The sequence below is a fragment of the Snodgrassella sp. W8135 genome (genome assembly GCF_016101225.1).
Taxonomy (GTDB): Bacteria; Pseudomonadota; Gammaproteobacteria; order Burkholderiales; family Neisseriaceae; genus Snodgrassella; species Snodgrassella alvi.
In genome coordinates this window covers 381235-406732 of record NZ_JACFQX010000001.1, presented here as the reverse complement: position 1 = coordinate 406732, position 25498 = coordinate 381235, and the positions used below count along the sequence as shown (strand labels likewise).

29 protein-coding genes are annotated in these 25498 nt (G+C 43.4%); 16 read left to right on the top strand and 13 right to left on the bottom strand.

Annotated features, from left to right (window positions below; genetic code table 11):
• Positions 1-93 precede the first annotated feature (93 nt).
• The 3 genes from H3T75_RS01830 (at position 94) to H3T75_RS01820 (ending at position 1195) form a co-directional block, all read left to right on the top strand.
• Entirely contained in the window at positions 94-408 is a 315-nt protein-coding gene (locus H3T75_RS01830; protein ID WP_025331163.1) for a YqjD family protein, read from the top strand.
• A gap of 86 nt (positions 409-494) precedes the next feature.
• Positions 495-911, top strand: coding sequence for a phage holin family protein (locus H3T75_RS01825; RefSeq protein WP_198186292.1), 417 nt, complete (start codon positions 495-497; stop codon positions 909-911).
• The gene (locus tag H3T75_RS01820; RefSeq protein ID WP_078475131.1) at positions 908-1195 is read left to right on the top strand and encodes a hypothetical protein; all 288 of its coding nucleotides are present in this window, start codon (positions 908-910) and stop codon (positions 1193-1195) included. The genes H3T75_RS01825 and H3T75_RS01820 overlap by 4 nt, the downstream gene beginning before the upstream one ends.
• Positions 1196-1268: 73 nt before the next feature.
• On the opposite strand, the gene dapD is transcribed toward H3T75_RS01820, so the two are convergent.
• The 3 genes from dapD to fur are packed head-to-tail and all read right to left on the bottom strand — an operon-like array spanning position 1269 to position 3348.
• A complete protein-coding gene (dapD, locus tag H3T75_RS01815; RefSeq protein WP_037475846.1) occupies positions 1269-2087 on the bottom strand; it encodes a 2,3,4,5-tetrahydropyridine-2,6-dicarboxylate N-succinyltransferase in 819 nt (272 codons plus the stop codon).
• 23 nt (positions 2088-2110) lie between these two features.
• The gene (gene aat, locus H3T75_RS01810) at positions 2111-2884 is read right to left on the bottom strand and encodes a leucyl/phenylalanyl-tRNA--protein transferase (protein ID WP_198210848.1); all 774 of its coding nucleotides are present in this window, start codon (positions 2882-2884) and stop codon (positions 2111-2113) included.
• Positions 2885-2913: 29 nt separating this feature from the next.
• The gene (gene fur, locus H3T75_RS01805; RefSeq protein ID WP_025331168.1) at positions 2914-3348 is read right to left on the bottom strand and encodes a ferric iron uptake transcriptional regulator; all 435 of its coding nucleotides are present in this window, start codon (positions 3346-3348) and stop codon (positions 2914-2916) included.
• A gap of 129 nt (positions 3349-3477) precedes the next feature.
• Between fur and H3T75_RS01800 the strand changes: the two genes are divergently transcribed.
• Together H3T75_RS01800 and dapB are read left to right on the top strand one after the other, a co-directional pair.
• The gene (locus tag H3T75_RS01800; protein WP_025331169.1) at positions 3478-3837 is read left to right on the top strand and encodes an outer membrane protein assembly factor BamE; all 360 of its coding nucleotides are present in this window, start codon (positions 3478-3480) and stop codon (positions 3835-3837) included.
• Positions 3838-3840: 3 nt separating this feature from the next.
• Positions 3841-4653, top strand: a complete 813-nt coding sequence (gene dapB / locus H3T75_RS01795) for a 4-hydroxy-tetrahydrodipicolinate reductase (RefSeq protein ID WP_198210847.1) — start codon at positions 3841-3843, stop codon at positions 4651-4653.
• Positions 4654-4833: 180 nt separating this feature from the next.
• On the opposite strand, the gene H3T75_RS01790 is transcribed toward dapB, so the two are convergent.
• Positions 4834-5163, bottom strand: a complete 330-nt coding sequence (locus H3T75_RS01790) for a four-helix bundle copper-binding protein (protein ID WP_025331171.1) — start codon at positions 5161-5163, stop codon at positions 4834-4836.
• 449 nt (positions 5164-5612) lie between these two features.
• On the opposite strand from H3T75_RS01790, the gene H3T75_RS01785 reads away from it, so the two are divergent.
• Entirely contained in the window at positions 5613-5885 is a 273-nt protein-coding gene (locus H3T75_RS01785) for a DksA/TraR family C4-type zinc finger protein (protein WP_084565404.1), read from the top strand.
• Positions 5886-6108: 223 nt separating this feature from the next.
• Here H3T75_RS01785 and H3T75_RS01780 read toward each other — a convergent pair whose 3' ends face one another.
• Both H3T75_RS01780 and moaC read right to left on the bottom strand, forming a co-directional pair.
• Entirely contained in the window at positions 6109-6870 is a 762-nt protein-coding gene (locus H3T75_RS01780) for a S24 family peptidase (protein WP_198210846.1), read from the bottom strand.
• A gap of 1281 nt (positions 6871-8151) precedes the next feature.
• The gene (gene moaC, locus H3T75_RS01775) at positions 8152-8637 is read right to left on the bottom strand and encodes a cyclic pyranopterin monophosphate synthase MoaC (protein ID WP_084586124.1); all 486 of its coding nucleotides are present in this window, start codon (positions 8635-8637) and stop codon (positions 8152-8154) included.
• 71 nt (positions 8638-8708) lie between these two features.
• On the opposite strand from moaC, the gene mog reads away from it, so the two are divergent.
• Complete coding sequence (gene mog / locus H3T75_RS01770; protein WP_198210845.1) at positions 8709-9284, top strand: molybdopterin adenylyltransferase; 576 nt, start codon at positions 8709-8711, stop codon at positions 9282-9284.
• A 213-nt stretch (positions 9285-9497) separates the two neighbouring features.
• Here mog and pntB read toward each other — a convergent pair whose 3' ends face one another.
• The 6 genes from pntB to queA all read right to left on the bottom strand — a co-directional run bounded on the left by pntB (position 9498) and on the right by queA (position 15857).
• Positions 9498-10877, bottom strand: a complete 1380-nt coding sequence (gene pntB / locus H3T75_RS01765; RefSeq protein WP_198210844.1) for a Re/Si-specific NAD(P)(+) transhydrogenase subunit beta — start codon at positions 10875-10877, stop codon at positions 9498-9500.
• A gap of 12 nt (positions 10878-10889) precedes the next feature.
• Complete coding sequence (locus H3T75_RS01760) at positions 10890-12425, bottom strand: Re/Si-specific NAD(P)(+) transhydrogenase subunit alpha (protein WP_198210843.1); 1536 nt, start codon at positions 12423-12425, stop codon at positions 10890-10892.
• 346 nt (positions 12426-12771) lie between these two features.
• On the bottom strand, positions 12772-13713 hold the full coding sequence (locus tag H3T75_RS01755; RefSeq protein ID WP_198210842.1) for a siderophore ABC transporter substrate-binding protein: 942 nt from the start codon (positions 13711-13713) through the stop codon (positions 12772-12774).
• Between the two features lie 142 nt (positions 13714-13855).
• A complete protein-coding gene (gene sugE, locus H3T75_RS01750) occupies positions 13856-14173 on the bottom strand; it encodes a quaternary ammonium compound efflux SMR transporter SugE (RefSeq protein ID WP_198186298.1) in 318 nt (105 codons plus the stop codon).
• A gap of 239 nt (positions 14174-14412) precedes the next feature.
• The gene (gloA, locus tag H3T75_RS01745) at positions 14413-14799 is read right to left on the bottom strand and encodes a lactoylglutathione lyase (protein WP_078475657.1); all 387 of its coding nucleotides are present in this window, start codon (positions 14797-14799) and stop codon (positions 14413-14415) included.
• Between the two features lie 17 nt (positions 14800-14816).
• The gene (gene queA / locus H3T75_RS01740) at positions 14817-15857 is read right to left on the bottom strand and encodes a tRNA preQ1(34) S-adenosylmethionine ribosyltransferase-isomerase QueA (RefSeq protein WP_198210841.1); all 1041 of its coding nucleotides are present in this window, start codon (positions 15855-15857) and stop codon (positions 14817-14819) included.
• Between the two features lie 253 nt (positions 15858-16110).
• On the opposite strand from queA, the gene aroQ reads away from it, so the two are divergent.
• The 9 genes from aroQ to ppk1 all read left to right on the top strand — a co-directional run bounded on the left by aroQ (position 16111) and on the right by ppk1 (position 24823).
• The gene (gene aroQ, locus H3T75_RS01735; protein WP_025331182.1) at positions 16111-16569 is read left to right on the top strand and encodes a type II 3-dehydroquinate dehydratase; all 459 of its coding nucleotides are present in this window, start codon (positions 16111-16113) and stop codon (positions 16567-16569) included.
• A gap of 41 nt (positions 16570-16610) precedes the next feature.
• Positions 16611-17072: an acetyl-CoA carboxylase biotin carboxyl carrier protein gene (gene accB, locus H3T75_RS01730; RefSeq protein ID WP_025331183.1), complete on the top strand. Its 462-nt coding sequence runs from the start codon at positions 16611-16613 to the stop codon at positions 17070-17072.
• 45 nt (positions 17073-17117) lie between these two features.
• Positions 17118-18476 (top strand): acetyl-CoA carboxylase biotin carboxylase subunit, encoded by a 1359-nt coding sequence (gene accC / locus H3T75_RS01725; protein WP_084586118.1) that lies wholly within the window; start codon positions 17118-17120, stop codon positions 18474-18476.
• Between the two features lie 91 nt (positions 18477-18567).
• Entirely contained in the window at positions 18568-19464 is an 897-nt protein-coding gene (gene prmA / locus H3T75_RS01720) for a 50S ribosomal protein L11 methyltransferase (RefSeq protein WP_084547908.1), read from the top strand.
• A gap of 121 nt (positions 19465-19585) precedes the next feature.
• On the top strand, positions 19586-20386 hold the full coding sequence (locus H3T75_RS01715; RefSeq protein WP_084565486.1) for a hypothetical protein: 801 nt from the start codon (positions 19586-19588) through the stop codon (positions 20384-20386).
• Entirely contained in the window at positions 20383-21720 is a 1338-nt protein-coding gene (gene argA, locus H3T75_RS01710) for an amino-acid N-acetyltransferase (RefSeq protein WP_198210840.1), read from the top strand. The genes H3T75_RS01715 and argA overlap by 4 nt, the downstream gene beginning before the upstream one ends.
• 62 nt (positions 21721-21782) lie before the next feature.
• Positions 21783-22055 carry an oxidative damage protection protein gene (locus H3T75_RS01705; RefSeq protein WP_025331188.1) on the top strand — a complete coding sequence of 91 codons (273 nt, stop codon included), beginning with the start codon at positions 21783-21785 and terminating at the stop codon, positions 22053-22055.
• A gap of 6 nt (positions 22056-22061) precedes the next feature.
• Complete coding sequence (locus H3T75_RS01700; protein WP_198210839.1) at positions 22062-22676, top strand: serine acetyltransferase; 615 nt, start codon at positions 22062-22064, stop codon at positions 22674-22676.
• Between the two features lie 86 nt (positions 22677-22762).
• Positions 22763-24823, top strand: coding sequence for a polyphosphate kinase 1 (gene ppk1, locus H3T75_RS01695; RefSeq protein ID WP_110414440.1), 2061 nt, complete (start codon positions 22763-22765; stop codon positions 24821-24823).
• Positions 24824-24968: 145 nt separating this feature from the next.
• Here ppk1 and dut read toward each other — a convergent pair whose 3' ends face one another.
• Positions 24969-25430, bottom strand: coding sequence for a dUTP diphosphatase (dut, locus tag H3T75_RS01690; RefSeq protein WP_174830522.1), 462 nt, complete (start codon positions 25428-25430; stop codon positions 24969-24971).
• Between the last annotated feature and the right edge of the window lie 68 nt (positions 25431-25498).

Below are 25498 nucleotides of genomic sequence, written 5' to 3'. Positions count from 1 at the left end.
AACAGACAGTCTGTTTGCCGTACTGCAAGGGTTAAGCCGGTTGCTGATGTTAAATCGTAGATAAATTCCACGCCAATTGGAAGGAGAATTGCCATGGCTGATTTTGATTCACAAAAAAAAGATTTAATGAAAGAAGTACGTTCTGTACTGGATGAAGTTGAAGATTTATATGAAAACGCCGGCGACAACGGGTCTGATCAGGCTAAAGCATTGAAAGATCAGTTTCGTAAAAAACTAAGCAATACCAAATCCAAACTGTGCGATATCGAAAGTACACTGGCAGAAAAAGCCCGTGCTACAGCTGAACGCACTGATGAGCTGGTACATGAACAACCATACTATGCTATGGGTGTTGCTGCCGCAGTCGGCTTTCTTGCCGGTGTATTGCTGGGACGTTGCAGACACTAAACAACTTACGGCATAAGTTCATTCAGGCAATCTGGTCTGACAATCGGTTGCCTGAATATAATTTACTTTTTAACGGATAATATACCATGAGTATAGGCAATCTTGGTCGTGACCTGCGTCAGCTGAAAATCTGGCTGACTTATGGCACTGAGTTATTGTGGATTCGCTTACGTATGCTGCGCCTGGATGCGATTGTCCAGCTGCAAAGTATTATTGTACTGATGGTACTTGTTGTACTTGCCGGAGTAATGTTTTTTCTGGGATTTATCAGTTTATTATTCGGTCTGAATACTGTACTTTCCCCTCAGGCTAAAGTATGGGTATTTTTTGGTCTTGCCATTCTGTTTTTACTTTTGATTCTGCTTCTGACTATATTAATTATTAAATTGTTACGCAAGCAAAGCCAGTTTATGACAAAAACACTGGATGCAATGAGTGAAGATCTCAGCTATCTCAGACACACCGGCAAGCATGAAGCCAATGGAGAACACAGACGACCATGAGTAAATCTGATAAGCTGAATATCGCACAACAACGCGAATTGCTGGACATACAGGCACAAGGTACGAGATTAAAATTACTCGCAGAGCAGCTCAGGAATGGCGATAATACCCATAAATCACGTTTATGGCAGCGCTCGCTGAATATTGTGGATAAAATTCCGGCAGGAGGTTTGGCACTTAAGCTGGCGAACAAACCCAAACGCTGGCGCAATAAGCTGCTGGTGGGTGCAGTATTAACCGCGGCTACCCTGATAGCCAATAAAATTAGCCGCAATATACGTTAAAATACAACAGATAATAAAGATAAAGCCTCTTACCAGCAAATAAGAGGCTTTTATTTATAAAACCTGAATAAACTTAAATTCCACGCAGCAAATCATTAACACTGGTTTTAGCACGGGTTTTGGCATCTACCTTTTTGACAATTACTGCACAATACAGGCTATGGCTGCCATCTTTTGCCGGTAGACTGCCTGAAACCACAACAGAACCCGCTGGTACCCGACCATAAGTGATTTCACCGCTTTCACGGTCATAAATTTTAGTAGACTGACCAATAAATACACCCATCGAAATTACACTGCCCTCTTCGACAATTACCCCTTCAACAATTTCAGAACGGGCGCCGATAAAACAGTTATCTTCAATAATTGTTGGTGCTGCCTGTAAAGGTTCCAGTACACCACCTATGCCTACCCCGCCACTCAGGTGAACATGTTTACCAATCTGAGCACAGGAACCTACCGTTGCCCATGTATCAACCATCGTACCTTCATCAACAAATGCACCAATATTAACAAATGAAGGCATCAGTACTACATTTTTACCAATATGACTGCCGGCACGTACTACTGCACCCGGAACTGCACGGAAGCCTGCCTGCTGAAAATCTGCGCCAGTCCAGTTGGCAAATTTAGTAGGTACTTTATCAAAATAGCGATTGACTGCATCATCTGCCAGTACATTGTCACTAATCCGGAAAGACAGCAATACTGCTTTTTTGGCCCATTCATTTACCAGCCACTGATTACCCTGTTTTTCAGCCACACGCAGATGTCCGCTGTCCAGTTGCTGTAAAGTTTCAGCTACAGCTTCCTTTACTTCGGCAGTTACAGAAGCCGGAGTAATTTCAGCGCGGTTTTCAAAAGCAGTTTCAATTACTTGTTGTAAAGACATACAATATTCCTATAATCAATAATTCAGTTCCGGATTATCAAGGGTATAACACCATTATCTGCCAGTATCTGTGGTTTGAAAGAGTCTGGCTGTGTCAGTGAACGCGGATTAAACTTATGCAGACAAGCTGCAAATTCCGCATAAGGAATTTTACGGGCACCGAAGCTGGCTAAGTAGTCAGTGTAAACCTGACAATCTATCAGCGGTACGCCCTGTTGCTGCAAATAATGCACGGCATGCACAAAAGCTATTTTGGAAGCATCCGAAGCATGAGCAAACATGGATTCACCATAGAATATCTGCCCGATCAGCACGCCGTATAAGCCTCCAGCCAGAATCGTATTGCCACCTTTATCCCGATACCAGCATTCAAATGAACAAGCATACTGCTGCTGATGTAACGAGTAGTAAGCCTGCTGCATTTCTGCGTTCAGCCATGTACCGTTCTGCCTGGGGCGCGGCGTTTGGGCGCAGTTGGCAATCACTTGCCGGAAAGCATAGTTCATGGTCACGGCATAAGGCTTATTGCGCAGATTTTTCGCCAGAGAACGACTGACTTTCAGCTCTGCCGGAAATAGTACCATCCGCTGCGCAAAAGACCACCACATAATAGGCTCATCAGGTGAATACCAAGGGAAAACACCCTGCCGGTATGCAGCCAGTATTCGGGCAGGAGATAAATCGCCGCCAACAGCCACCAATCCGTCACGTTGTTGCTGTGCAGTTTCAATATCTGGAAAATCCAGATTATTCCTGCTCAGAACCGGAACACGTAAGCGGTATTCAGGCTGACTCATACTTGAATATCCTGCCCTTTATTTCAGTTTCACAGATATTTATTGTCAAACTGCTGGCACTCAGTGCATACACCATACATATATAAAGCATGGTCTACAATACGGTAACCGTTATCATCAGCAATCTTCTTTTGCAGCTTTTCAATTTCTTCACTGCAAAATTCAGTTACCTTACCGCATTTAATGCATACAAGATGATCATGATGACCGCCGCGATTTAATTCATATACGGCTTTACCGGTTTCAAAATGATGGCGTAACAGAATATTGGCCTGTTCAAACTGGGTAAGCACACGATAAATGGTGGCCACACCGATTTCCACGCCTTCATCAAGCAGGCGCCGGTATACATCTTCTGCACTCATATGCAGTTCAGGCTGGGCTTCAAATAGCTCCAGAATCTTCAGTCTGGGGCCAGTAACCTTTAAACCGTTATCTTTTAATTGAGCTACATTGCTATTCATGATGCTTATTTCACCACTAAGTAATAATACTCGCTATAATACGCACTTTTAAGGCAATTGCCCACTGGGTGTCATACAATGTCGCCATCGCCATTGCTAACTGTTTCGTCCCGGATCAGAGGTATCAGTATGAAAAAAATATACTGCCTGCTGGCAGTGGCCGTTCTAGGCCTGAGCGCATGCTCCACAGCAAAACTGACACAAATTCCGTCGTACAAACTGAAAATTATTCAGGGTAACGAGCTGGACCAGAATGTTGTGAACTCTTTACAGCCCGGTATGAGCCGTGAACAAGTACAAATGCTGCTTGGCACTCCTTTACTCCGTGATCCGTTTCATGCCAACCGCTGGGATTATCTGTTTGTTATAACCCGTGCCAATGAAATTCAGGAAGAGAAGAAGCTGACTCTTTACTTTGATGCCAACGGAAAACTGATACATGCCGAAGGTGATGCTTTAACTGCTCAGCCTGTACCTGTAACGGAGTAAAACATGTCTACATCACGTTTAAGAATTGCTGTAGCCGGTGCCAACGGGCGTATGGGCAGAGCTCTTATTCAAAGCATCAGTCAGCGCCAGGACTGTGTTCTGAGCGGCGCGCTGGAACACGACGCTTCCCCTGCTATCGGTCTAGATGCCGGGTTTGCCATCGGTCTGGAGCTGGGCGTTAGTATTTGTCACGACCCGGAAAAAGTACTGGACAATACCGATGTACTGATTGATTTCAGCAAACCGGAATCCACACTGAATAATCTGGCTATCTGTGAACGGCTTGGTGTCAATGATGTTATCGGCACTACCGGTTTCGATGAAACAGGTAAACAACGCATTGCCTCAGCCGCTGAAAAAATTGGCATTGTATTTGCCCCTAATTTCAGTGTAGGTGTCAACCTGACCTTTGCTCTGCTTAATACCGCTGCCCGGGTATTAAATGAAGGCTACGATATTGAAATTATCGAAGCTCATCATCGCCATAAAGTTGATGCTCCTTCCGGTACTGCTCTGCGCATGGGAGAAGTAATTGCCGATGCACTAGGTCGTGATTTAAAAACCTGTGCCGTTTACGGACGCGAAGGACATACCGGAGCGCGTAACCCGCAGACAATCGGCTTTTCAACTATCCGCGCTGGTGACATTGTCGGCGAACATACGGCATTGTTTGCTACTGATGGTGAACGCGTAGAAATCAGCCATAAAGCCTCCAGCCGTGCTACTTTCGCTAATGGTGCTGTCCGGGCGGCAGTGTGGCTGCGTCAGCACCCACATGGTTTGTTTGATATGCAGGATGTACTTGGTCTGAAATAAAGTTATCTGACAAACACAGTAAGCAGGGTTAGCTATTTATCTGGCTAACCCTGCTTATTTTAGACATTTTAGAGCCAAAAACGGTATAAAATTAATTATATTTTCAATAACATAACAACCATAAAAAAGCCATTGTCAGAAACAATGGCTTAAAAAATTTTGCAATACATACTTCATTATTTATGCAGCCATAGCCATACATTTATCCGCGCAGGCATTACAAGCTTCAGCGCAGCGCTGACAGTGATCCATTTTAAAACGACCACATTCCTGAGCACAGGCACGGCAAACTTCAGCACACAGCTGACACACCTGTACGATAAAAGCACTGTTCATGCACATAAAATTAACAGCCAGTGTGCACATTGCCGCACATTGCATATCCAGATGAATACACTTAGCCATCATTTTGACATCATCTTCCTGCAGACAGGCAGTAGAACAATATTGGCATAAAGCAATACAGCGGTTACAGGCTTCTATACATTCTTTAAACTTTTGGGCATCCATGGTTGATATCCTATTCAGCAATATTTTGATTTAACAAGAGAAATCAAAATCAGTCTATAAAACCATAGCGCATATTGCAATCCATTTACAGGTAAATAAAATTATGATTTAGATAGATTAATTTAAGTTTTATCCGAATCTGTATTTCATATGCCAAATAACAGGTGAAAATTGTTTATTCACGTAAGTAAGCAAAATATAATAGAAAAATAATTTCAGAATATAAATTTTTATTTTCTGATTAGCCATTCATAAAGCAGATTGATTACTTTCAAAGTAAAATATTAAAACCGTTTCAATGATTAACTTTATGTTTGATCATAAAAATCCAGTAATCCAGATTCGCCCCCTCTTTACATGATCAATAAATATCTATATTAATCAGTAATATATTGAAATAATACAATATAACTCCATATTAATAATCTATTATTTTGAAGGAGTTTATTATGGCCAGCGGCTGGGCATCAGATGATGCGGTAAATAAGCAGATTGAAAGCACAATAGAAGATGCCATCAATCATGTACGCCAGCAAATAGATACCGCAGATGAAAGCGCAGAATTTTGTGAAGAATGTGGCGAAACAATTCCTGTCGGGCGTCGTCAGGCTATTCAGGGCGTTCGTTTTTGTGTTCACTGTCAGGCCGAACGGGATAAGGAAATGCAGAAAACATTCAGTTTATATAACCGGCGTGGCAGCAAAGACAGTCAGTTACGCTAAATTCAGTATAAATAACACAATGAAAATACATTTGCCAATTTTGTATATTTGATTGAACAAAATAAATAGCAATGGATATTAAAAGTAAAAATAAAGCAGTTTGTCTGTTTTAATCCTCTTACAGAGTTTTTTACCGGTGATGATCTGTTTCTGTATTAATACCGCCATATAAATTGAGTCAGACAATAGCACCGCATTTCAATGCCGGAATTATCAGTACCAATCAGATTTTTCTGCAGTACCATTCTACTTTACCAATGATTTCAAAATTTTCCTCAGGATTATTCAGATCAATAGTAAATGCTTCGTATTCTTTATTAGCAGAAGTAACCAGTAATTGATTATTCGGTTTCAGCTGTGTACGCTTAACCTGTATATTATTTCCTATACGCAATACATACAGACCATCACCACCTTCTTTTTTATCATGATTAATCAGTACATGATCTCCGTGATTAAGTATTCCGGACATACTGTCATCTTTGATAATAAAGGTACTCAGTTTTTGCGGATCTACATTCAAGTTATTTTTCAGCCAGATACGATTAAATGCAAATGTGCATAAAGCATTACTCTCACTGGCATTGACTTCATATGAATTCTGCAAAGAATACTCTGGAATAAATGCATAATCTCCGGCATATATTTCATTTGAGCGGCCGGCATAATCACAACTGCTTTCACTGAGGTGAGCACCGGTATTCACAGATAAAGGATTGGACAGCGTTGCATAGCAATCTTTATGATTATTTTCTCTGTCCTTTTCAAATTTAGGTCCTTGACCTTTTGCCAACCATAATAGACTTACCTGTGCAGCATCAGCTATTTTAATTAAATTTTCGGCACCTGGTTCCGCACCATCTTTTACCCATTTAGATGCAGTCGGATAAGCAACCCCTACTCTTCTTGCTAATTCAGAAACACTTTTCAGAATATCTACTACTTCCTGCATTCTAGAGACAAAGCCGACGTTAAAATTTTCCATATGGGAATTACCTTCAAATAAAAAATATGTAAGGTCAAATTTAAAATATATTTGCAAACAATAATTTACAATTTTAAAATTATAAAAAAGCAACATTTTGGTACATTCTTTAAATTAAAACTTGCAAAATATAACTTTTACTATATAATTTAGTATGTAAATATATTAGGAGCATTAACTAATTACTTTAATATAATTAAATTTAACGTTAAAAATTTAACGTTAATGCTATACTATTAACTTACAGTATTGCATTTAATATTAAATAACGCACATTGGCTAAACATTCACTTTGCTTGCTTGGCACTGAATGAATAATACCATTTTGTCATGAGCAAGGAAATGCCAGAAAATGGGTGACTTCGTGTCTTTGTACTTTTTTTGTATAAAAAAATTGATCAAATAAAATAAAATATCACATTTTCTGAAACAATTGTTTAACCTAAAGCAATATTTTTCAAGTCATTATATGTGAATTTTTTGTTAAACATATAGTATTTTACTATTATTTCAAAATAAATACTCTTAAAATAAACCTTTATAAAAACCCTTTAAAACTTAATTTTTTATTAATTTTTAAATAAATTTCAATTAGTAAATTTATATTTATATTTCTAGTTATATATTTCCAATACTAAAATTTTTTTTATATACAAATAAAACTTTCAAAATTTTTTTGGAAAATTAATTTGTAAACAAAAACAGCAAATTCATTTATTTTTCATTGATTTTGATTATACTATTAAATTTTTTTATTATAACTAAAAAGTATATATAAAGTTAACACTTCATTTTTTATATTAATTTTTTAATGTGTAACTATAAATCAAGTTACAACCTACAAATGCATAGATAAATAACAGTGAAATCAAACGATTAACTCATTATCAGTATAAATTTGAAGATTCAGATAAGAGGAAATTTTTTATTCAGCGTTCTATTTAATCAACACGCTTTGTATTTAATAATAATTAAATTAGATACGAGAAGACAGGCGAAGCTTTCAAATAGCAGAGAATTAATTTAGGTGACTTACAGATATATTATTGGCTTTGCTGGATTTAATGATAATACTGATGCAATCCATCTGTAGCTGAATAGGATCTAAGACAATTTATCTTCAATGTTATAAACGGTCTGAGTACAGTTTATTACCATAGCTATTTTATTAATAGTAACTTTGCTTATTTAAAGTCACTGACAGAATATTTCTGAGACTAAATTGCTCAGGCAACTATTTTATTTTTCAGTGACTATTCGTTTATATTTATTTTAGCAGTATCAGGGCTGGCGATGCCAGGTACCGGACTCACCGCCCTCTTTGTGTTGCAGACAGATATTGCTGATAATCATACTGCGATCTACTGCTTTGAGCATATCATAAATAGTAAGCAACCCAACACTGGCAGCAGTTAATGCTTCCATTTCAACTCCGGTCTGCCCCGTATTTTCTGTTTGTACACAAATAGTAATACTGCGTTTTTTATCATCAAGACTGAAATCAACATTAACCCGGGTAAGTGCTATCGGATGGCATAAAGGTATTAAATTACTGGTTTGTTTAGATGCCTGTATTGCGGCAATCCGTGCAATACCGAGTACATCCCCTTTTTTACTGTCACCATTGCGTATTTTATTAAATGCAGTTTCATTGACACTGATAATACCAGTTGCAATGGCAATGCGCTTACTGTGCGGTTTGGCTCCCACATCTACCATATGAGCTTCGCCACGATTATTGAAATGAGTTAACTCGTCTGAATTCATCTTGCTTCACTGACAGGCTAAAGGGTCTATATTACAATAATTGTCTTTGTAATGCTGGATGAGCTCTGAAAATGGATACATTGTCTTTATTAAAAATTGGTCTGGTTTCTATCAGTGACCGGGCTTCTACTGGCGTCTACACGGATCAGGGTTTGCCTGAACTGAAAAAATGGTTACAGCGTGCGGTATTGAATCCTCTGGAATTTGTTGAGCACCTGATTCCCGATGAACAGCCACTGATTGAAAGTATTCTGACTCAGCTTGCCGACGAAGATGCCTGCCCTCTGATTCTGACTACCGGCGGCACCGGCCCCTATTTACGCGATGTAACTCCGGAAGCAACGCTGGCAGTAGCCGACCGGGTAATTCCGGGCTTTGGTGAATTAATGCGGCAAATTAGTCTGCATTTCACTCCTACTGCTATTTTATCGCGTCAGGTAGGGGTACTGCATGGCAATAGTCTTATTCTGAATTTACCCGGTAAACCATCTGCAATTGCAGAAACGCTGGGGGGCGTAAAAGATGAACAGGGAAAAACCCTGATACCGGGTATTTTTGCTTCAATACCTATTGCAGTAGATGCCGTTGGCGGCCCGCTTATCCGTACAGATTCCGATTTTTGTCCGGTAGTATTACCCAAGCGCTGATTGAATAATGCCTGATGTTCACAGACCAGTTAATTTGGCAATGGATTTGATTGGCGGAAAATGGGAAGGTGTGATTCTTTATTCAATAAATAACATTCTGTAATTTTTAGCAGATAGGATAATATCCAGATTTATTTTGAATTTCTTAAGATTTGTATTGATCGAGCTTGATAAAAAAACAGTCTGGTAAATGACCAGACTGTTTTTTCACTATTAAATATTTTTATCCACTTCATCCAGGGTAGCTTTGGCATCACCAAAACACATTCTGACATTTTCTTCATAAAACAGTGGATTATCTACACCTGCATAACCGGATTGCATCGAACGTTTAAATACAATCACGTTTTTGGCTTCCCAGACATGCAATACTGGCATACCGGCAATAGGACTATTCGGATCGGTTACTGCTGCCGGATTGACCGTATCATTGGCACCAATCACCAGTACCACATCAGTATCGCTGAAATCATCATTGATTTCGTCCATTTCCAGTACAATATCATAAGGTACTTTTGCTTCAGCCAGTAATACATTCATATGTCCGGGCAGGCGTCCGGCTACCGGATGAATCCCGAAGCGGACATTAATACCTTGCTGGCGCAGTTTGGCGGTAATACTAGCCACTGCATTTTGTGCATGAGCCACCGCCATACCGTATCCCGGCGTAATAATAACGCTATGTGCATTTTTCAGTGTATCTGCTACCTGCTCCGGTTTGATTTCCTGAACTTCGCCGGCTGGTACATTGTCACTGTTTGCGGCTACCGGCGCTGCGCCGAAACCACCGCCAATTACAGACAGAAATTTGCGATTCATCGCCTGACACATGATATATGACAAAATCGCACCGGACGAACCGACTAATGCACCGGTAACAATCAGTAAATCGTTATCAAGCATAAAACCGGCAGCGGCGGCAGCCCAGCCTGAATAAGAATTCAGCATGGAAATGACTACCGGCATATCAGCTCCGCCAATCGAAGCAACCAGATGATAACCGAATACCAGTGCAATCAGAGTCATGACAATCAGGGCAAAACCGGAACCGCCAACACCTACGAACCACAGCATCAGTAAAAATGACAATACCAGTGCGCCCAGATTGAGCAGGTGCCGGTGTGGCAGTTGCAGGGGGCTGCTGGCAATCTTACCATTCAGTTTTCCCCATGCTACTAATGAACCACTAAAGGTTACTGCACCAATAAATACCCCCAGAAATACTTCAACCAGATGGATGGTGAACATATCTGAGTCTACATCATGAGGGTCGATGTAGCTGTTGAAACCCACCAGTACGGCAGCTAATCCGACAAAGCTGTGCAGCATAGCAATCAGCTCCGGCATCTGGGTCATTTCCACTTTCTTAGCCTGTTGCAGACCCACTGCCCCACCAATAACCATGGCAATAATCACCCAGCCCAGACCGTGCGCATTTTCACTGAAAACCGTAGCAATCAGCGCAATAGCCATACCTGCTATGCCCATATAACAGCCACGTCTGGCACTTTCCTGCTGTGAGAGTCCGGCCAGACTCAGAATAAACAATACTGCAGCAACGATGTATGCAGCAGTTACGATACCTTGAGACATACCGTTTCCCCCTTATTTACGAAACATATTGAGCATACGGCGGGTAACAGCAAAGCCACCGAAGATATTAACGCTGACTATCGCTACTGCAATAAAGGCCAGCAACGATACGAAACCATGTCCCTGCCCGATTTGCAGCAATGCACCTACTACAATAATGCCCGATATGGCATTAGTTACCGACATTAACGGGGTATGCAGGGCGTGGTTCACGTTCCATACCACAAAGTAACCCACTACACAGGCAAGTACAAATACCATGAAGTGATTCAGAAAAGCCACCGGAGCAACCGCACCTATCCACAACATCAGTATGACTGCAATTGCTGCCCAGATGATTTTTTTGTTTGCTGATGCCGGCTGTGCTGTAGCAACAGGAGCAGGAGCTGCAACTTTCGGTTCTGCTTTTGGCGCGGCGGATACCTGAATCGGTGGTGGCGGATACATGCTGTTGCCTTCATGAGTAACAGTCATGTTACGGATAATCACATCTTCGAAGTTTAATGCCAGCTCACCATCCTTATTTGGTGTAAGCAGGCGTGCCAGATTAACCAGATTTGTGCCATAAAGTTGTGAAGACTGGCCGGCCAGACGGTTAGCCATATCGGTATAACCAATTATTTTCACCCCATTGGCGGTAGTAATAATTTTACCGGGTTCAGTATATTCGCAGTTACCGCCGGTAGCAGCGGCCAGATCCACGATCACCGAACCTTCACGCATACTGTCTACCATCTCCCGGGTAATCAGTTTGGGAGCAGGTTTTCCCGGAATCGCAGCAGTTGTAATGATAATGTCAACTTGTCTGGCCTGTTCGGCAAACAGTTTCATTTCTGCTTCAATATAAGCAGCACTCATGGTTTTAGCATAGCCGTCGCCACTACTGCTTTCTTCTTCCTGATAGTCCAGTTGCAGAAAGTTACCACCCATAGACTCAATCTGGTCAGCAACTTCAGGGCGGGTATCGAATGCATTAACCACAGCACCAAGCTGACGGGCTGTACCAATAGCGGCCAGACCAGCCACTCCTGCACCTATCACCAGCATTTCTGCCGGAGGAACTTTACCGGCAGCAGTAATCTGACCGGTAAAGAAACGGCCAAAGTTTTCAGCAGCTTCAATTACCGCCCGATAGCCACTGATATTAGCCATTGACGACAATGCATCCATTGCCTGTGCACGTGAAATCCGCGGTACCATGTCCATTGCCAGCACAGTAATTTTTTTCGCCTGTAACTGCTGTACCAGCTCTGACTGCTGCGCCGGCATGATGAAGCTAACCAGTATCGTACCGGACTGCATGGCGGCAATTTCTTCTTTATTCGGTGCATTTACCTTAAATATTAGCGGACACTGCCAGACAGTGCCTGCATCGGCCACTGTTGCGCCTGCTTCCTGATACAAACCGTCAGATAAGCTGGCTGCCTTACCGGCATCATGCTCAATAACAACTTCATGCCCCAATTTAATTAGCTGGGTAACGGTTTTCGGCGTAGCCGCTACTCTGGTTTCACCGGCAAGAGATTCGCGTGGAATACCTATCTTCATTCTTATTCCTTTCCGAGGAAGGTGCCGTAAAATAGTTTTAACTGTAAATACTTGTCTACTCTGATATATTTGGTCTGAGTTAATCAGCATAAACTGCCTGTCCAACCCATTACTATCAGAAGATAATATTTTCTGTTGTTTACAACCACTATATTATCGAAAACACAGCAATAAAACCTTTATTCAGGTCATTATTTGTGTCTGATTTAAAAAATTTAACAATTACATTTACATATAATATGTCTTTATCAATAATGTCTATTATCAGGATAGGCTATTATCTGTTTTCAACAAAAAAGCCAGCCATTAGTAATAACGGCTGGCTGTAATGTGACAGGAACAAAATTTAATTCATGCTGTTCAGCGGCCGGATAACTTCATCAATCTGACGGTTCAGACTTTCCAGCCCGTTGCCGGATAAATACCACAAGTCAGCACTAAGATTAACGATTTGCGTACCTGCATTCTGCATAACTTTATTATCAAAATAATCGCTGCGCATTGGTGTATTACCTATTGCTTTACTGCGGTCAACAACGTAAATAATATCCGGATGATATTGAGCAATAAACTGATTATCAACCATTATACGTGCCGGCCGGCCATTTTCAGCTTTATCCGGTACAGGCAGATCATTGGCATTTACAGCCCGTTTTACATGTAATTCATCGAAAATCAGCGCAGCATAGCTACCCTGATTCATCAGCATCACATTTCCGTCATTATGTAATACCACGATGGCTTTTTTACCGGATTGCTGCGCGAGCTGACGGGCTGCATTCATTTTTAAATCCAGTGCATTCAACTGCTCCTGCGCCAGTACTTCTTTGCCGGCAATTTTCCCCAGCAATCTGATCTGATTCTTGACCGCAGAATAATAATTTTCACCGGCATTAACTGAGTAATTGAGCGTAGGTGCAATGGCACTTAAATCTTTATAGAAATTATTCTGCCTTCCGCTCATGATTATCAGATCCGGACTGGCAGCTTTAATACCGGTAATATCCGGCTCTTTCATTTTGCCTGAATCCTGTACCTGTGCATTATGATATTGTTGCAGATAAGCCGGAATATTACTTACCGGCGCAGCAATAACTCGGTTGCCGGCACCCAGCGCATCCAGCGTATCTAAAGCACCGAAATCCATCACAACAATTTTTTGCGGTTGTACCGGTATCTTAATTTCTTCGCCAGCCTGAGTAAGGTTAATTGACGGTGCAGTGCTTTGACAGGCACTTAACCCCATCATCAGAGCCGATGCCACAGCCAGCGTTATTATTTTTTTCATAACTGAATTACCCCTTGAATTTTAAATTATTAAATAATGATAATTATTATCATTATTTAATATAAATGTCCAGCTTTGCAATACAATCCGGCTTAATATAAATTTAATAATCGGATGTTATAACTTGCCGGACAGTATGAATTTAGTGTGCGCCCAGTTTCAGACCAATAATACCGGCAATAATCAGTGTCAGGCTAATCAGACGCATGGCACCAGCCGGTTCTTTAAAAGCAATGATACCGACAATGGTTGCTCCAACAGCGCCAATACCAGTCCAGACTGCATAAGCTGTACCTACCGGCAATGAACGCATGGACTGTGCCAGCAGAAAAAAGCTGCCAACCAGAGCAGCTAATGTAATGATACTCGGGGTGAATTTAGTAAAATTCTGTGAATACTTAAGACCAATTGCCCAGACTATTTCAAGTATGCCGGCCAGCAATAATGACACCCAGGCCATAATGATTCCTGTTAAGGCTGATGCAGGCCGTCCTGCGTGAGAATCTACCGGTCGGGTCGTCCCGAACGGATGCATAAATAAGCATATGAATAATGGCATCATAATAGGCAGTCTGAATCAGCGTCAAGCAATCAAAACTCTATTGGAACAAAAACAGATGGCTATAGACCATCTGTCAGGATATTGATACTGATTGCAGTTCAGTCTGCCACAGTTATAATCAATATAATGCTGCGAACTTATTTCTTCTTCTGAATGAATTCAATTTTATAGCCATCAGGATCTTCCACAAATGCGATGACAGTAGTGCCATGCTGCATGGGTCCGGCCTCACGGGTTACACGACAGCCCTTGGCGCGCACAGCATCACAGGCAGCATAAGCATCATCTACCTCAATAGCAATATGTCCGTATCCTGTACCTAGATCATAAGTATGCGTATCCCAGTTATAGGTTAATTCCAGTACGGTACTGTCAGATTCTTCACCATAGCCGACAAAAGCCAGAGTAAAACGTCCGCCGGGAAAATCTTCCCGTCGCAGCAGTTTCATACCAAGCACATCCTGATAAAACGCCAGTGATTTATCCAGATCACCTACTCGCAGCATAGTATGCAACATTCTCATGTTATGTTCCTTATATCTTATTCTGTTTTTGTTTTTGCCAGATTACCCAGCAGCATGGCATCGCCATAACTGAAAAAGCGGTATCCGGCACCAATGGCATGCTGGTAAATGGCACGAATTTCATCATAACCGCTAAATGCGCTTACCAGCATGAGCAAAGTTGATTTAGGCAGGTGAAAATTGGTAATCATGCGGTCAATTACCTTAAACTCATAGCCCGGCGTAATAAAAATATTGGTATCGCCCTGGCCTGCCTGTAATTTTCCGCTGCGTACTGCAGACTCCAGTGCGCGAACTGCTGTTGTGCCTACCGCCCAGATTTTATTTCCTCGCGCCTGTGCCGCTTCAATCTCTGCTACAACTTCCTCACTCACGTCATACCATTCACTATGCATATGATGTTCAGCAATATTTTCTACCCGCACCGGCTGAAAGGTGCCTGCACCCACATGTAAAGTTACTTCGGTCAGGTGCACGCCTTTATCTCGCAATTGTTGCAAAATAGTATCGGTAAAGTGCAAACCGGCGGTAGGGGCAGCTACTGCTCCTTCATATTTAGCATAAATCGTCTGATAGCGTTCATCATCGTCATGATCAGCCGAACGGGTAATGTATGGAGGCAATGGTAAATGTCCATGCGCTTCCAGTTGCTCCCATACAGTTTTGTCGCCGGAAAAATGCAGTACAAATAACTCACCTTGTCGCGCCTGCATCTGTGCATGCAATCCGCCTTCGAAAATCAGTTCTGTACCCGGTTTGGGCGATTTAGATGAACGCACATGCGCCAGAGCAGTATGATTATTCAGCACTCGTTCAATCAGTGCTTCAATCTGACCGCCACTGGCTTTACGGCCAAAAAGGCGGGCTTTCATTACACGGGTATTGTTAAATACCAGAACATCACCGGCTGCCACATAATCTGCCAGCCGGATAAATTCACTGTCTGTCGGAGGCTGCCCGGGCAAAGCCACCAGCAGACGGCTACTGCCGCGCACAGCCGGAGGGTGCTGAGCAATCAGTTCCGGTGGCAAATCAAAATCAAAATCATTAATATGCATGTATATGTGCCCGAAAAAGGCAAAAGACGTATTATAAGCCGGCTTGCACAGACTGCGAAGCAGTAGCATATTACCCTTATCAGCCACAGTTTAAATATCCGGCTTATCAGTTTATTAAGCACGCAAAATAAGGCTGCCAGACTGTTATAGGGAAAACAGTTGTAGTTTATATAGTGAAATTTTTACGAAAATACTGGACATTTGCGCGCATTTTCGGCAAAAATGGCGCAATTTTGCGATAAACAATCAATATATGAGTGCCTCAATTCTGGTTTTAAACGGCCCCAATCTGAATCTTTTAGGGTTACGGGAGCCGCATATATATGGTCATACCACACTGGCAGACATTAATCAGAAACTGCTTGTACAGGCACAGGCAGCCGGCCTAACGCTGGAAACACTGCAAAGCAATGCCGAACATGTTCTGACAGAACGCATTCAGGCTGCATTAACTGATGATACCCGGTTTATTATTATTAATCCGGGTGCATTTACTCACACCAGCGTAGCCATTCGTGATGCTTTTGCAGCTGCCGGCAAACCATTTATTGAGATACACATTTCAAATGTACATGCACGCGAAGCGTTCCGGCGCCATTCCTATCTGTCCGATATTGCCATGGGGGTAATCTGTGGTCTGGGCGTATATGGTTACGAGGCAGCGTTACACCGCGCAATTGAATACATTCAAGAGACAGATCGCCAACACTAATACCTATTGCGATCAGGTCCAATCACACAAGGGTTCATAATATGGATTTACGTAAACTTAAAAAACTCATTGATTTGGTAGAAGAGTCAGGCATTGCTGAAATCGAAGTGACCGAAGGTGAGGAAAAGGTACGCATTACCCGCACTACTGCTGCTCAGCCAGTATATTCTGCACCAGTACAACAACAGCCGGCTGTTATGGCTGCACCAGCAGCAGTTCCGGCAGAAGCTGCTCCCGCAGCAGCCGTACCGGCAGCCGGTCCTGATCTGAGCAAAGCGATGAAATCACCGATGGTCGGAACTTTTTACCGGGCAGCAAGTCCGACTTCTGCACCGTTTGTTGAAGTGGGGCAAACCGTTAATGCCGGCGATACTCTGTGTATCATCGAAGCCATGAAACTGATGAATGAAATTGAAGCTGATCACAGTGGCGTGGTCAAAGAAATTCTCGTATCCAACGGGCAGCCTGTGGAGTTTGGTGAACCGCTGTTTATTATTGAGTAATCTTAATATCAGTCATAACTCCCCTTTTTTACAAGGTACTGCCTCATGTTAAAAAAAGTTCTTATTGCCAATCGTGGCGAAATTGCGCTGCGCATTCTGCGCGCCTGCCATGAAATGGGTATTGCAACCGTGGCTGTGCATTCAGAAGCCGACAGTGATGCTCTGCACGTCAAGCTGGCTGATGAATCTGTTTGTATTGGTCCGGCCAGTTCCGCCCAAAGTTACCTGAATATCCCTGCTCTGATTTCCGCTGCTGAAGTTACCGATGCTGATGCCATTCACCCCGGTTATGGATTTCTGGCAGAAAATGATGGTTTTGCAGAACAGGTGGAGCAGTCCGGTTTTGTTTTTATCGGTCCGCATCCGGAAACCATACGTCAGATGGGTGACAAAGTTTCTGCGAAAAAGGCGATGCAGGCAGCCGGTGTCCCCTGTGTACCCGGTTCAGATGGTGCATTACCGGAAGATCCGCAGGAAATTGAAAAAATCGGTGCTGCGGTAGGCTATCCGGTCATTATTAAAGCATCAGGCGGCGGCGGCGGTCGCGGTATGCGCGTAGTTGAAAAGGCTGAGGATTTACTGGCCGCAGTAGAAATGACCCGTACTGAAGCCGGGGCTGCTTTTGGTAATCCTGCCGTATATATGGAGCGCTATCTGCAGAAACCGCGCCATATTGAAATTCAGGTACTGTGTGATGAACATGGCAATGCCATTTATTTGGGTGAGCGTGACTGCTCTATGCAGCGCCGCCATCAGAAAGTCATTGAAGAAGCACCGGCACCATTTATCACTGCGGAAGAACGCGAACGTATTGGTACCGCGTGTGTAGCCGCATGTCAGCGCATCGGCTACCGTGGTGCAGGTACATTTGAATTTCTGTATGAAGATGGTGAGTTCTTCTTCATTGAAATGAATACCCGTGTGCAGGTTGAGCATGCTATTACTGAGCTGATTACCGGTGTGGATATTGTGCAGGAGCAAATCCGTGTAGCTTCCGGTCTGCCCTTATCCTACACTCAGGCAGATATCCGTTTACAAGGACATGCTTTTGAATGCCGGATTAATGCCGAAGACCCGTATACTTTTGTTCCCAGCCCCGGGCTGATTACCAGCTGCCACCAGCCCGGTGGTAACGGTGTGCGCATTGACAGCCATATTTATCAGGGCTATACCGTACCTCCTTATTACGATAGCATGATTGGTAAGGTGTGTACCCACGGGCGTGATCGTAATGAAGCTATTGCCAAAATGCGTGTTGCCCTGCAGGAGCTGGCCATCACCGGTATTAAAACCAATACCAACCTGCACCGTGATATTTTTGCTGATCCGGGTTTCATTCATGGTGGTGAAAGCATTCATTATCTTGAACAATGGTTACAAAAACACAAAGAATCACAAAAATAATTTACAATAAGCATACATTGCGCTTTTGTTTGCAGGCAGCCGCGGTGGCTGCCTGAAGTTTTATAAAACATCCAGTTACGGTAAAAAAGCCATGCACTACCAACAAGTTGTTATTACAGTTACACAAGATCAGGTGGATAAGCTATCCGATGCTCTGATTGAAAACGGCGCATTAAGTACAGCTATTGAAGATGCCAATGCCGGCAATGATAATGAACAGCCGATTTTTGGCGAACCTGATATGCCCACTGAACAGGTGTGGCAGCAAAGTAACATTGTGGCACTGTTTGATGAAAATACTGATATTGATTCCGTTGTCTCTACAGCGGCACAGGAATGTGCGATTGCCAAACCACAGTACTATCTTGAAACCATTCCTGAGCAAGACTGGGTACGCCTGACCCAGTCTCAGTTTGACCCGATTCAGATTTCTTCGCGCTTATGGATTACGCCATCATGGCATAACCAGCCAACTCAACCAGGGGTCATCAATCTGCAATTGGATCCGGGGCTGGCTTTCGGTACCGGGAGTCACCCCACTACCCGGCTGTGCCTGCAATGGCTGGATAAGCATGTGCGCAGTGGTGAAACTCTGCTGGATTATGGCTGTGGTTCAGGTATTCTGACGATTGCCGCACTGAAACTGGGTGTCGGCCGTGCCTGTGGTGTAGACATTGATCCGCAGGCAATCCGTGCCAGTCAGGATAATGCTGCACAAAATCAGGTTAGTGCTGAATTTTATCTTCCGGATAATTTGCCAGCCGGCCAGAAATTTGACATCGTTGTTGCAAATATTTTGGCTAATCCGTTACGCATGCTGGCTCAAATGCTGGCAGAACGTACCCGTACCGGTGGTGAAATTGTCCTGTCAGGTATTCTGGCAGAACAAACAGAAGAGCTCAGTGGAATATATCGTCAGTGGTTTGATTTGAACTCACCTAAAACACTGGACGGGTGGGTATGTATTAGTGGCCGTAAAAGAGCATAATTGTCCGGTTCTGCTATTTATCTGAAAATACCGGCATGACATGCTAATGCGATAACACGGCTATCTACTTCTGACAGTACTTAATTGCCTCCTTTTTAACTATTTGGTTTGCTGAAAAATCATGTCTAAAACAATTACTGTTATTTGTCCTAAATGCCATGCAGAAAATATCGTAGCAACACCGCCACGTGACGGAGGACGTGTTGTGTGTGAACAATGCCAGCACAGATTTACAGTTGTATCCAAAATCCGTACGAATAAAAATGTCACCCCGCCGGTCGGAAGCAAAAATAATACGGCAGCTTCCGGACAACAGGTACCCAGTGCCAGTGAAGTAATGGATTTACTGCAAAATGCTCTGAATTTAAATCAGACCAACAGCAGAAATGCCCAGAGTCAGATATTTACCAGTGCACCAACACCAAAAAATACTGCGGTTATTGATAAAAGACCGAATCTGAATACTTTATTAAATCAAGTAGCCAATAAAGTTGAAATCCGCGTGCCAACGATAATTGAACCGGAACCGGAACACTCGTCTGCGCCGCAGCCGCAGCTGGCCAGCAGTGAATTACTGCGCAACCCGCCACCTGTAGCAGAGCCGGTAAAAGAAGCTCCGCCAATAGTCAATACACCAGTCCATGTGCCTGAAGAAAACACCACCAGCATCTCCATGAACAGTAATGTGAATAACCTGAATAATCTTGTTTTTACCTTACTGCCTAATGACAATCCAAATCAGGCAGATGTACCATTGCTGCTTAATGATGCAATCGAAAAAACCGATGCCATCCATGCCAAAACCGAATTTTTACATCATCAGCAGGATAAACTGTCCAAAGAATTTAACTGGACTCTGGCAACCATTGTTGCGTTAACTGTACTGATGATGCAGTTATTTTATTTAATGGCAGTAAAATGAACATTCATGCAGGTAATCAACAAATTTTTAAAAGTAACCAGTTTGTTCACGATTTTCGTCAGGCCTCACCTTATATCCACCATCTGAATGGTAAAACGCTTGTTTTAGCAATTAGTAGCCATGTTTTGGTAAGCGACAAACTCGCAGCACTGGCCGCCGATATACTTTTATTAACCAGCCTCGGTATGAGGCTGGTTCTTATTCACGGGTGCAGCCAGTATATTCAGGCCATAGCTGGCAGTGATACTGCAATCAGCATAGATGAAAATCCTGTTACGAATAATGCTGCTCTGGAATTAGTCAAACAGGCTAGCGGAATTGCACGCTTCAATCTGGAAGCAGCACTATCTATGATACCTACACAGGTTATGGAGCACAGCACCCCAAACTTGCGTATTGCTGCCGGCAATTTCCTGCGCGCCAAGCCGCTGGGCGTAATTAACGGAACAGATATGGGCTACAGCGGCTGTGTTCGCAAAGTAGATTCGGCCGCTATCGAAGAGCGTCTGGCTCACAATCATCTGGTATTAATCAGCCCGATCGGCCATTCGCTTAGCGGTCAGTCATATCGTTTGCAGGTAAATGAAGTTGCACAAGCTGTGGCAGAAGCCATCAGCGCAGAAAAACTCATCTTTCTGGGCACACAGCAGGGTTTACTGGATGAACAGCAACAGACCATCAGTGAACTGAACTGTGTTGAAATTGCCAGTCTGCTGGCACAAAACACTGGAAGCAGACGCCAGACAGAGCTGTTACAGACAGCAGCACACGTACTTGAACACGGTGTTCAGCGGGTGCATGTACTGTCCGGCCTACAGGATGGCAGCCTGTTACAGGAATTATTTACCCGTGAAGGCAGCGGCACAGCCATGGCTAAAGCGCCTTTTATGCGTATCCGGCCGGCTGCTAATAAAGATATCGGTGATATCCTGCAACTGATTGCGCCACTGGAAGCAGCCGGTATTTTATTACCGCGCGACAGTGAATACATGGAAAACCATATTCATGAATTTTCTGTGCTGGAGCAGGATTGCTATGTTTATGGCTGTGTTGCTTTACATGTTTATCCTGAAGCAAATGCCGGTGAGCTGGCCTGTCTGATTGTTTCACCGAATGCCCGCGCCCGCGGCTACGGAGAATTGCTGCTGACTCATGTTATTAAACAGGCACAGCAATTACAGCTAAAAGAACTGTTTGCTCTGAGCACACATACTGGTGACTGGTTTGTCGAACGCGGATTTATCAGTGCTCACCTGGAACAGTTACCATTAGAGCGGCAGCAACAGTACACCAGTAACAAACGCCAGTCGAAAATATTTTGCCGCCAGCTTTAAACCAACTCCTGCAAAATCTTTTACAATCTGTATTTTTCCCTGAATGACACAAAGGAAAACACATGAGCCATATGGTGCATTGCGTTAAACTGGGCAAAGAAGCGCCCGGATTGAAATTTCCTCCATTTCCCAATGAACTTGGTAAACGCATATACAATAACGTATCACAGGAAGCCTGGGATGGCTGGTTACGTTATCAAACCATGATTATTAATGAAAACCGCCTTAGTCTGGCCGACCCCCGCGCCCGTCAGTACATTACTCAGCAAATGGAAAATTATTTCTTCGGCGAGGGTGCCGACCAAATCAGTGGTTATACACCGCCTCAGGAATAAAAACTAATGGCTGTTCGATTTCACAGAGACGAACAGCCTTTTATTTTCCCGACATCTTTGCACTGTTTTATGGTTATCCAGCTTATTAAAAGTGATTTGTTTCGTTATAGCGGCCGTACAGACTGGTCTAGTTTTATTCGTCATTATCTGTTTAACCGGGGGTTCCGCTTTACTTTCTGGCTCAGGCTGGCCTCCGTACCGGGAATATGGCGCAAAATTGCCTACCCCATGTATGCATGGCAAAAACGCCGCAGCGGTATCATTATCAGCCCGCGCACAGCAGTAGGTTATGGTTTGTACATTGGTCATGGCGGCCCGCTGATTATCAATAGCAGTGCCCGACTGGGTAATAATGTCAATCTTTCTCCCTACACAGTAATTGGCGCTAACAACGGCCCCGCAGCCTGTATCGGTAATAACGTCTACATCGGACCCAATTGTAATCTGATTGAAAATGTACAGATTGGTGACAATGCCACTATTGGCGCCGGCAGTGTTGTGACTAAAAATATTCCGGCAAATGCCACTGCTGCCGGCAATTACGCTAAAGTACTGAATTACCAGAATCCGGGACAATATATCCACAACCGCTGGCCGCCAGAAAATACAAATGAAGCTTGACCTGACAGCAAAACAGTGCCAATGTTAGTAACATTAACACCAGACTGACAAATTCTTACCCTTAATGACAGTTACAGGTATAGCCAATGTCCGAAATTCAGCCACATCTACTTTGCCGTGAACTTAGCCTGCTGGCTTTCAATCGTCGCGTTCTGGCACAGGCGCAGGATACACAGGTACCCTTACTCGAACGTTTACGGTTTTTATGTATCGTTTCTTCCAATCTGGATGAATTTTTTGAAGTAAGGATGGCATGGCTGCGGCGTACCCGTGAACTCTCACCACATATTCCTCTGGCCAATGGCGAACTACCGGATACAGTTATTGCCAATGTAACCGAAGAAGCTCACGCCATTATTGCCGAACAATACAGATTGTTTAACGATGAACTGATTCCGGCACTGCGTAGTGAAGGCATATCTTTTTATCCGCGCAGTGAATGGAGTGAGGCACAACGCCAGTGGGTGGCTGATTACTTCCGGCATGAATTGTTACCTATTCTGACCCCTATCGGGCTGGATCCTTCGCACCCTTTTCCGCGCTTACTGAATAAATCACTGAATTTTGCAGTAGAACTGGAAGGTAAAGATGCTTTTGGGCGTACCGGCGGCATGGCCATCGTTCAGGCTCCGCGTATTTTGCCAAGAGTACTGAAAATGCCTAAGGAATTATGTGACGGGCATGATGGTTTTGTATTTCTGTCGTCAATCCTGCATGCTCATGTGCATACACTCTTCACCGGAATGAGCGTTAAAGGCTGCTATCAGTTTCGCCTTACCCGCGACAGTGACCTAAGTGTTGATGAAGAAGATCTGGAAAATTTGCGCACGGCAATTGCCGGTGAATTACAGGGAAGACAATATGGAGATGGTGTCCGGCTGGAAGTAGCCGATAATTGTCCGGCACACGTTTACGATTTCCTGCTTAGCCATTTTCATCTGGGGCGCGATGAATTGTACCGGGTAAACGGTCCGGTAAATCTGGTACGACTAATGGCCGTACCGGATATGGTTGAACGCAATGATTTAAAATTTCCGCCATTTATTCCCGGCACACCGGCCATTCTGAATAAAAATCGCGATATGTTCAGCATCATCAGCCAGCGCGATATCTTACTCTATCATCCCTACCAGTCTTTCGAACCTACAGTTCGTCTGATTCAGCAGGCAGCTGATGACCCTCAGGTTATTGCGATAAAAATGACCATTTACCGTACTGGCAGTAACTCTGACCTGGTAAAAGCACTGATGAAAGCGGCACTGACAGGCAAACAGGTTACTGTGGTGGTTGAACTGATGGCCCGTTTTGATGAAGAAACCAATCTGAACTGGGCAGGTCAGCTTGAAGCTGCCGGTGCCCATGTCGTATACGGAGTCTTCGGTTATAAAGTTCATGCCAAAATGGCACTGATAGTTCGACGTGAAGACGGCAGGCTGAAACGCTACGCTCATGTCAGTACAGGTAATTATCATCAGGGCACCAGCCGTATTTATACTGATCTGGGTCTGATGACCTGCAATCAGGATATCAGCGTGGATGTTAATACCGTATTTATGGAAATCACCGGTCTGGGACAACCCAATAATCTGCATAAAATAGCGCAAAGCCCGTTTACTCTGCACAAAATGCTTCTCAACAGCATTAATAACGAAATTGAGCAGGCAAAAGCCGGCAAAACAGCTCGTATTATTGCTAAAATGAACGCACTGGTTGAGCCTTCTATTGTCGATGCCCTGTATGCAGCCAGTCAGGCCGGTGTACAAATTGAGCTAATAGTACGCGGAATATGTGTGTTACGTCCGGGTGTTAAAGGCTTATCAGAAAATATCCGGGTACGTTCTATAGTCGGCCGGCTGCTGGAACATGCGCGGGTATTTTATTTTGAAAATGGCGGTGATTCTAAACTATGGATATCCAGCGCCGACTGGATGGGGCGAAATCTGTTCCGTCGTGTAGAAATTTGTACACCGATTGAAACATCTGAGCTAAAACAACGTATAATCAAGGAAACTCTGATGCTTGCGCTGGCTGATAATCAGTGTGCATGGCTGATGCAGCCGGATGGTCAGTATGAGCGCATTAAACCAGCAGAGAAAGAGTCAATAACCAATATGCAGAATATGCTTATTGAGCGTTATCGCCAGTAATAATACTGGTTTCAAACCTAAAACTACCGAATGGCCGGTCAGAATGCTGAATTAATTGTGTAGTAAGCAGTTTTAGCCAGTGCCATGGCAAAAAAAGCAAGGTTATCCATCCGGATACCTTGCTTTTCATTTGAATACATAAAAATTACTGATGTCCAGTACTACCAAAACCGCCTTCTCCGCGGCTGGTTTGCGCAAATTCATCAACCACGGTAAAAGCTGCCTGCATAACCGGCACAATAATCATCTGAGCAATCCGTGCCAGAGGTTCAATCACATACGCTTCATGACTGCGATTCCACAACGATACTTTTAATTCTCCCTGATAATCCGAATCAATTAAACCAACCAGATTACCCAGTACAATCCCATGTTTATGCCCCAGACCGGAACGCGGCAATATCAGAGCTGCATATCCCGGATCAGCCAGATGTATGGCCAGTCCGGTCGGTAGCAGAAAGCTTTCTCCCGGCTGCAAAGTAACCGGTGCTTCAATACAGGCACGTAAATCCAGCCCGGCCGAACCAATCGTCGCATATTCAGGTAATTGTTCTGCCATTGACGGATGTAATATTTTAATTTGTACAGATAACTCAGAAGCACTCATAAAAACCAGTCTTTAAATAATAGATCATTAAAAATATCAGGACAGCACGCCCTTATAACACATCAGTA

Excerpts from the sequence above, each read along its gene's own strand:
- accC (WP_084586118.1), top strand. The coding sequence starts at position 17,118 with ATGTTAAAAAAAGTTCTTATTGCCAATCGTGGCGAAATTGCGCTGCGC.
- H3T75_RS01700 (WP_198210839.1), top strand. The coding sequence starts at position 22,062 with ATGGCTGTTCGATTTCACAGAGACGAACAGCCTTTTATTTTCCCGACA.
- prmA (WP_084547908.1), top strand. The coding sequence starts at position 18,568 with ATGCACTACCAACAAGTTGTTATTACAGTTACACAAGATCAGGTGGAT.
- H3T75_RS01785 (WP_084565404.1), top strand. The coding sequence starts at position 5,613 with ATGGCCAGCGGCTGGGCATCAGATGATGCGGTAAATAAGCAGATTGAA.
- H3T75_RS01790 (WP_025331171.1), bottom strand. The coding sequence starts at position 5,163 with ATGGATGCCCAAAAGTTTAAAGAATGTATAGAAGCCTGTAACCGCTGT.
- sugE (WP_198186298.1), bottom strand. The coding sequence starts at position 14,173 with ATGGCCTGGGTGTCATTATTGCTGGCCGGCATACTTGAAATAGTCTGG.
- H3T75_RS01825 (WP_198186292.1), top strand. The coding sequence starts at position 495 with ATGAGTATAGGCAATCTTGGTCGTGACCTGCGTCAGCTGAAAATCTGG.
- H3T75_RS01820 (WP_078475131.1), top strand. The coding sequence starts at position 908 with ATGAGTAAATCTGATAAGCTGAATATCGCACAACAACGCGAATTGCTG.
- aat (WP_198210848.1), bottom strand. The coding sequence starts at position 2,884 with ATGAGTCAGCCTGAATACCGCTTACGTGTTCCGGTTCTGAGCAGGAAT.
- dapD (WP_037475846.1), bottom strand. The coding sequence starts at position 2,087 with ATGTCTTTACAACAAGTAATTGAAACTGCTTTTGAAAACCGCGCTGAA.
- ppk1 (WP_110414440.1), top strand. The coding sequence starts at position 22,763 with ATGTCCGAAATTCAGCCACATCTACTTTGCCGTGAACTTAGCCTGCTG.
- argA (WP_198210840.1), top strand. The coding sequence starts at position 20,383 with ATGAACATTCATGCAGGTAATCAACAAATTTTTAAAAGTAACCAGTTT.
- moaC (WP_084586124.1), bottom strand. The coding sequence starts at position 8,637 with ATGAATTCAGACGAGTTAACTCATTTCAATAATCGTGGCGAAGCTCAT.
- H3T75_RS01800 (WP_025331169.1), top strand. The coding sequence starts at position 3,478 with ATGAAAAAAATATACTGCCTGCTGGCAGTGGCCGTTCTAGGCCTGAGC.
- H3T75_RS01755 (WP_198210842.1), bottom strand. The coding sequence starts at position 13,713 with ATGAAAAAAATAATAACGCTGGCTGTGGCATCGGCTCTGATGATGGGG.
- queA (WP_198210841.1), bottom strand. The coding sequence starts at position 15,857 with ATGCATATTAATGATTTTGATTTTGATTTGCCACCGGAACTGATTGCT.
- H3T75_RS01760 (WP_198210843.1), bottom strand. The coding sequence starts at position 12,425 with ATGAAGATAGGTATTCCACGCGAATCTCTTGCCGGTGAAACCAGAGTA.
- dapB (WP_198210847.1), top strand. The coding sequence starts at position 3,841 with ATGTCTACATCACGTTTAAGAATTGCTGTAGCCGGTGCCAACGGGCGT.
- H3T75_RS01705 (WP_025331188.1), top strand. The coding sequence starts at position 21,783 with ATGAGCCATATGGTGCATTGCGTTAAACTGGGCAAAGAAGCGCCCGGA.
- pntB (WP_198210844.1), bottom strand. The coding sequence starts at position 10,877 with ATGTCTCAAGGTATCGTAACTGCTGCATACATCGTTGCTGCAGTATTG.
- H3T75_RS01830 (WP_025331163.1), top strand. The coding sequence starts at position 94 with ATGGCTGATTTTGATTCACAAAAAAAAGATTTAATGAAAGAAGTACGT.
- H3T75_RS01715 (WP_084565486.1), top strand. The coding sequence starts at position 19,586 with ATGTCTAAAACAATTACTGTTATTTGTCCTAAATGCCATGCAGAAAAT.
- accB (WP_025331183.1), top strand. The coding sequence starts at position 16,611 with ATGGATTTACGTAAACTTAAAAAACTCATTGATTTGGTAGAAGAGTCA.
- gloA (WP_078475657.1), bottom strand. The coding sequence starts at position 14,799 with ATGAGAATGTTGCATACTATGCTGCGAGTAGGTGATCTGGATAAATCA.
- aroQ (WP_025331182.1), top strand. The coding sequence starts at position 16,111 with ATGAGTGCCTCAATTCTGGTTTTAAACGGCCCCAATCTGAATCTTTTA.
- H3T75_RS01780 (WP_198210846.1), bottom strand. The coding sequence starts at position 6,870 with ATGGAAAATTTTAACGTCGGCTTTGTCTCTAGAATGCAGGAAGTAGTA.
- mog (WP_198210845.1), top strand. The coding sequence starts at position 8,709 with ATGGATACATTGTCTTTATTAAAAATTGGTCTGGTTTCTATCAGTGAC.
- dut (WP_174830522.1), bottom strand. The coding sequence starts at position 25,430 with ATGAGTGCTTCTGAGTTATCTGTACAAATTAAAATATTACATCCGTCA.
- fur (WP_025331168.1), bottom strand. The coding sequence starts at position 3,348 with ATGAATAGCAATGTAGCTCAATTAAAAGATAACGGTTTAAAGGTTACT.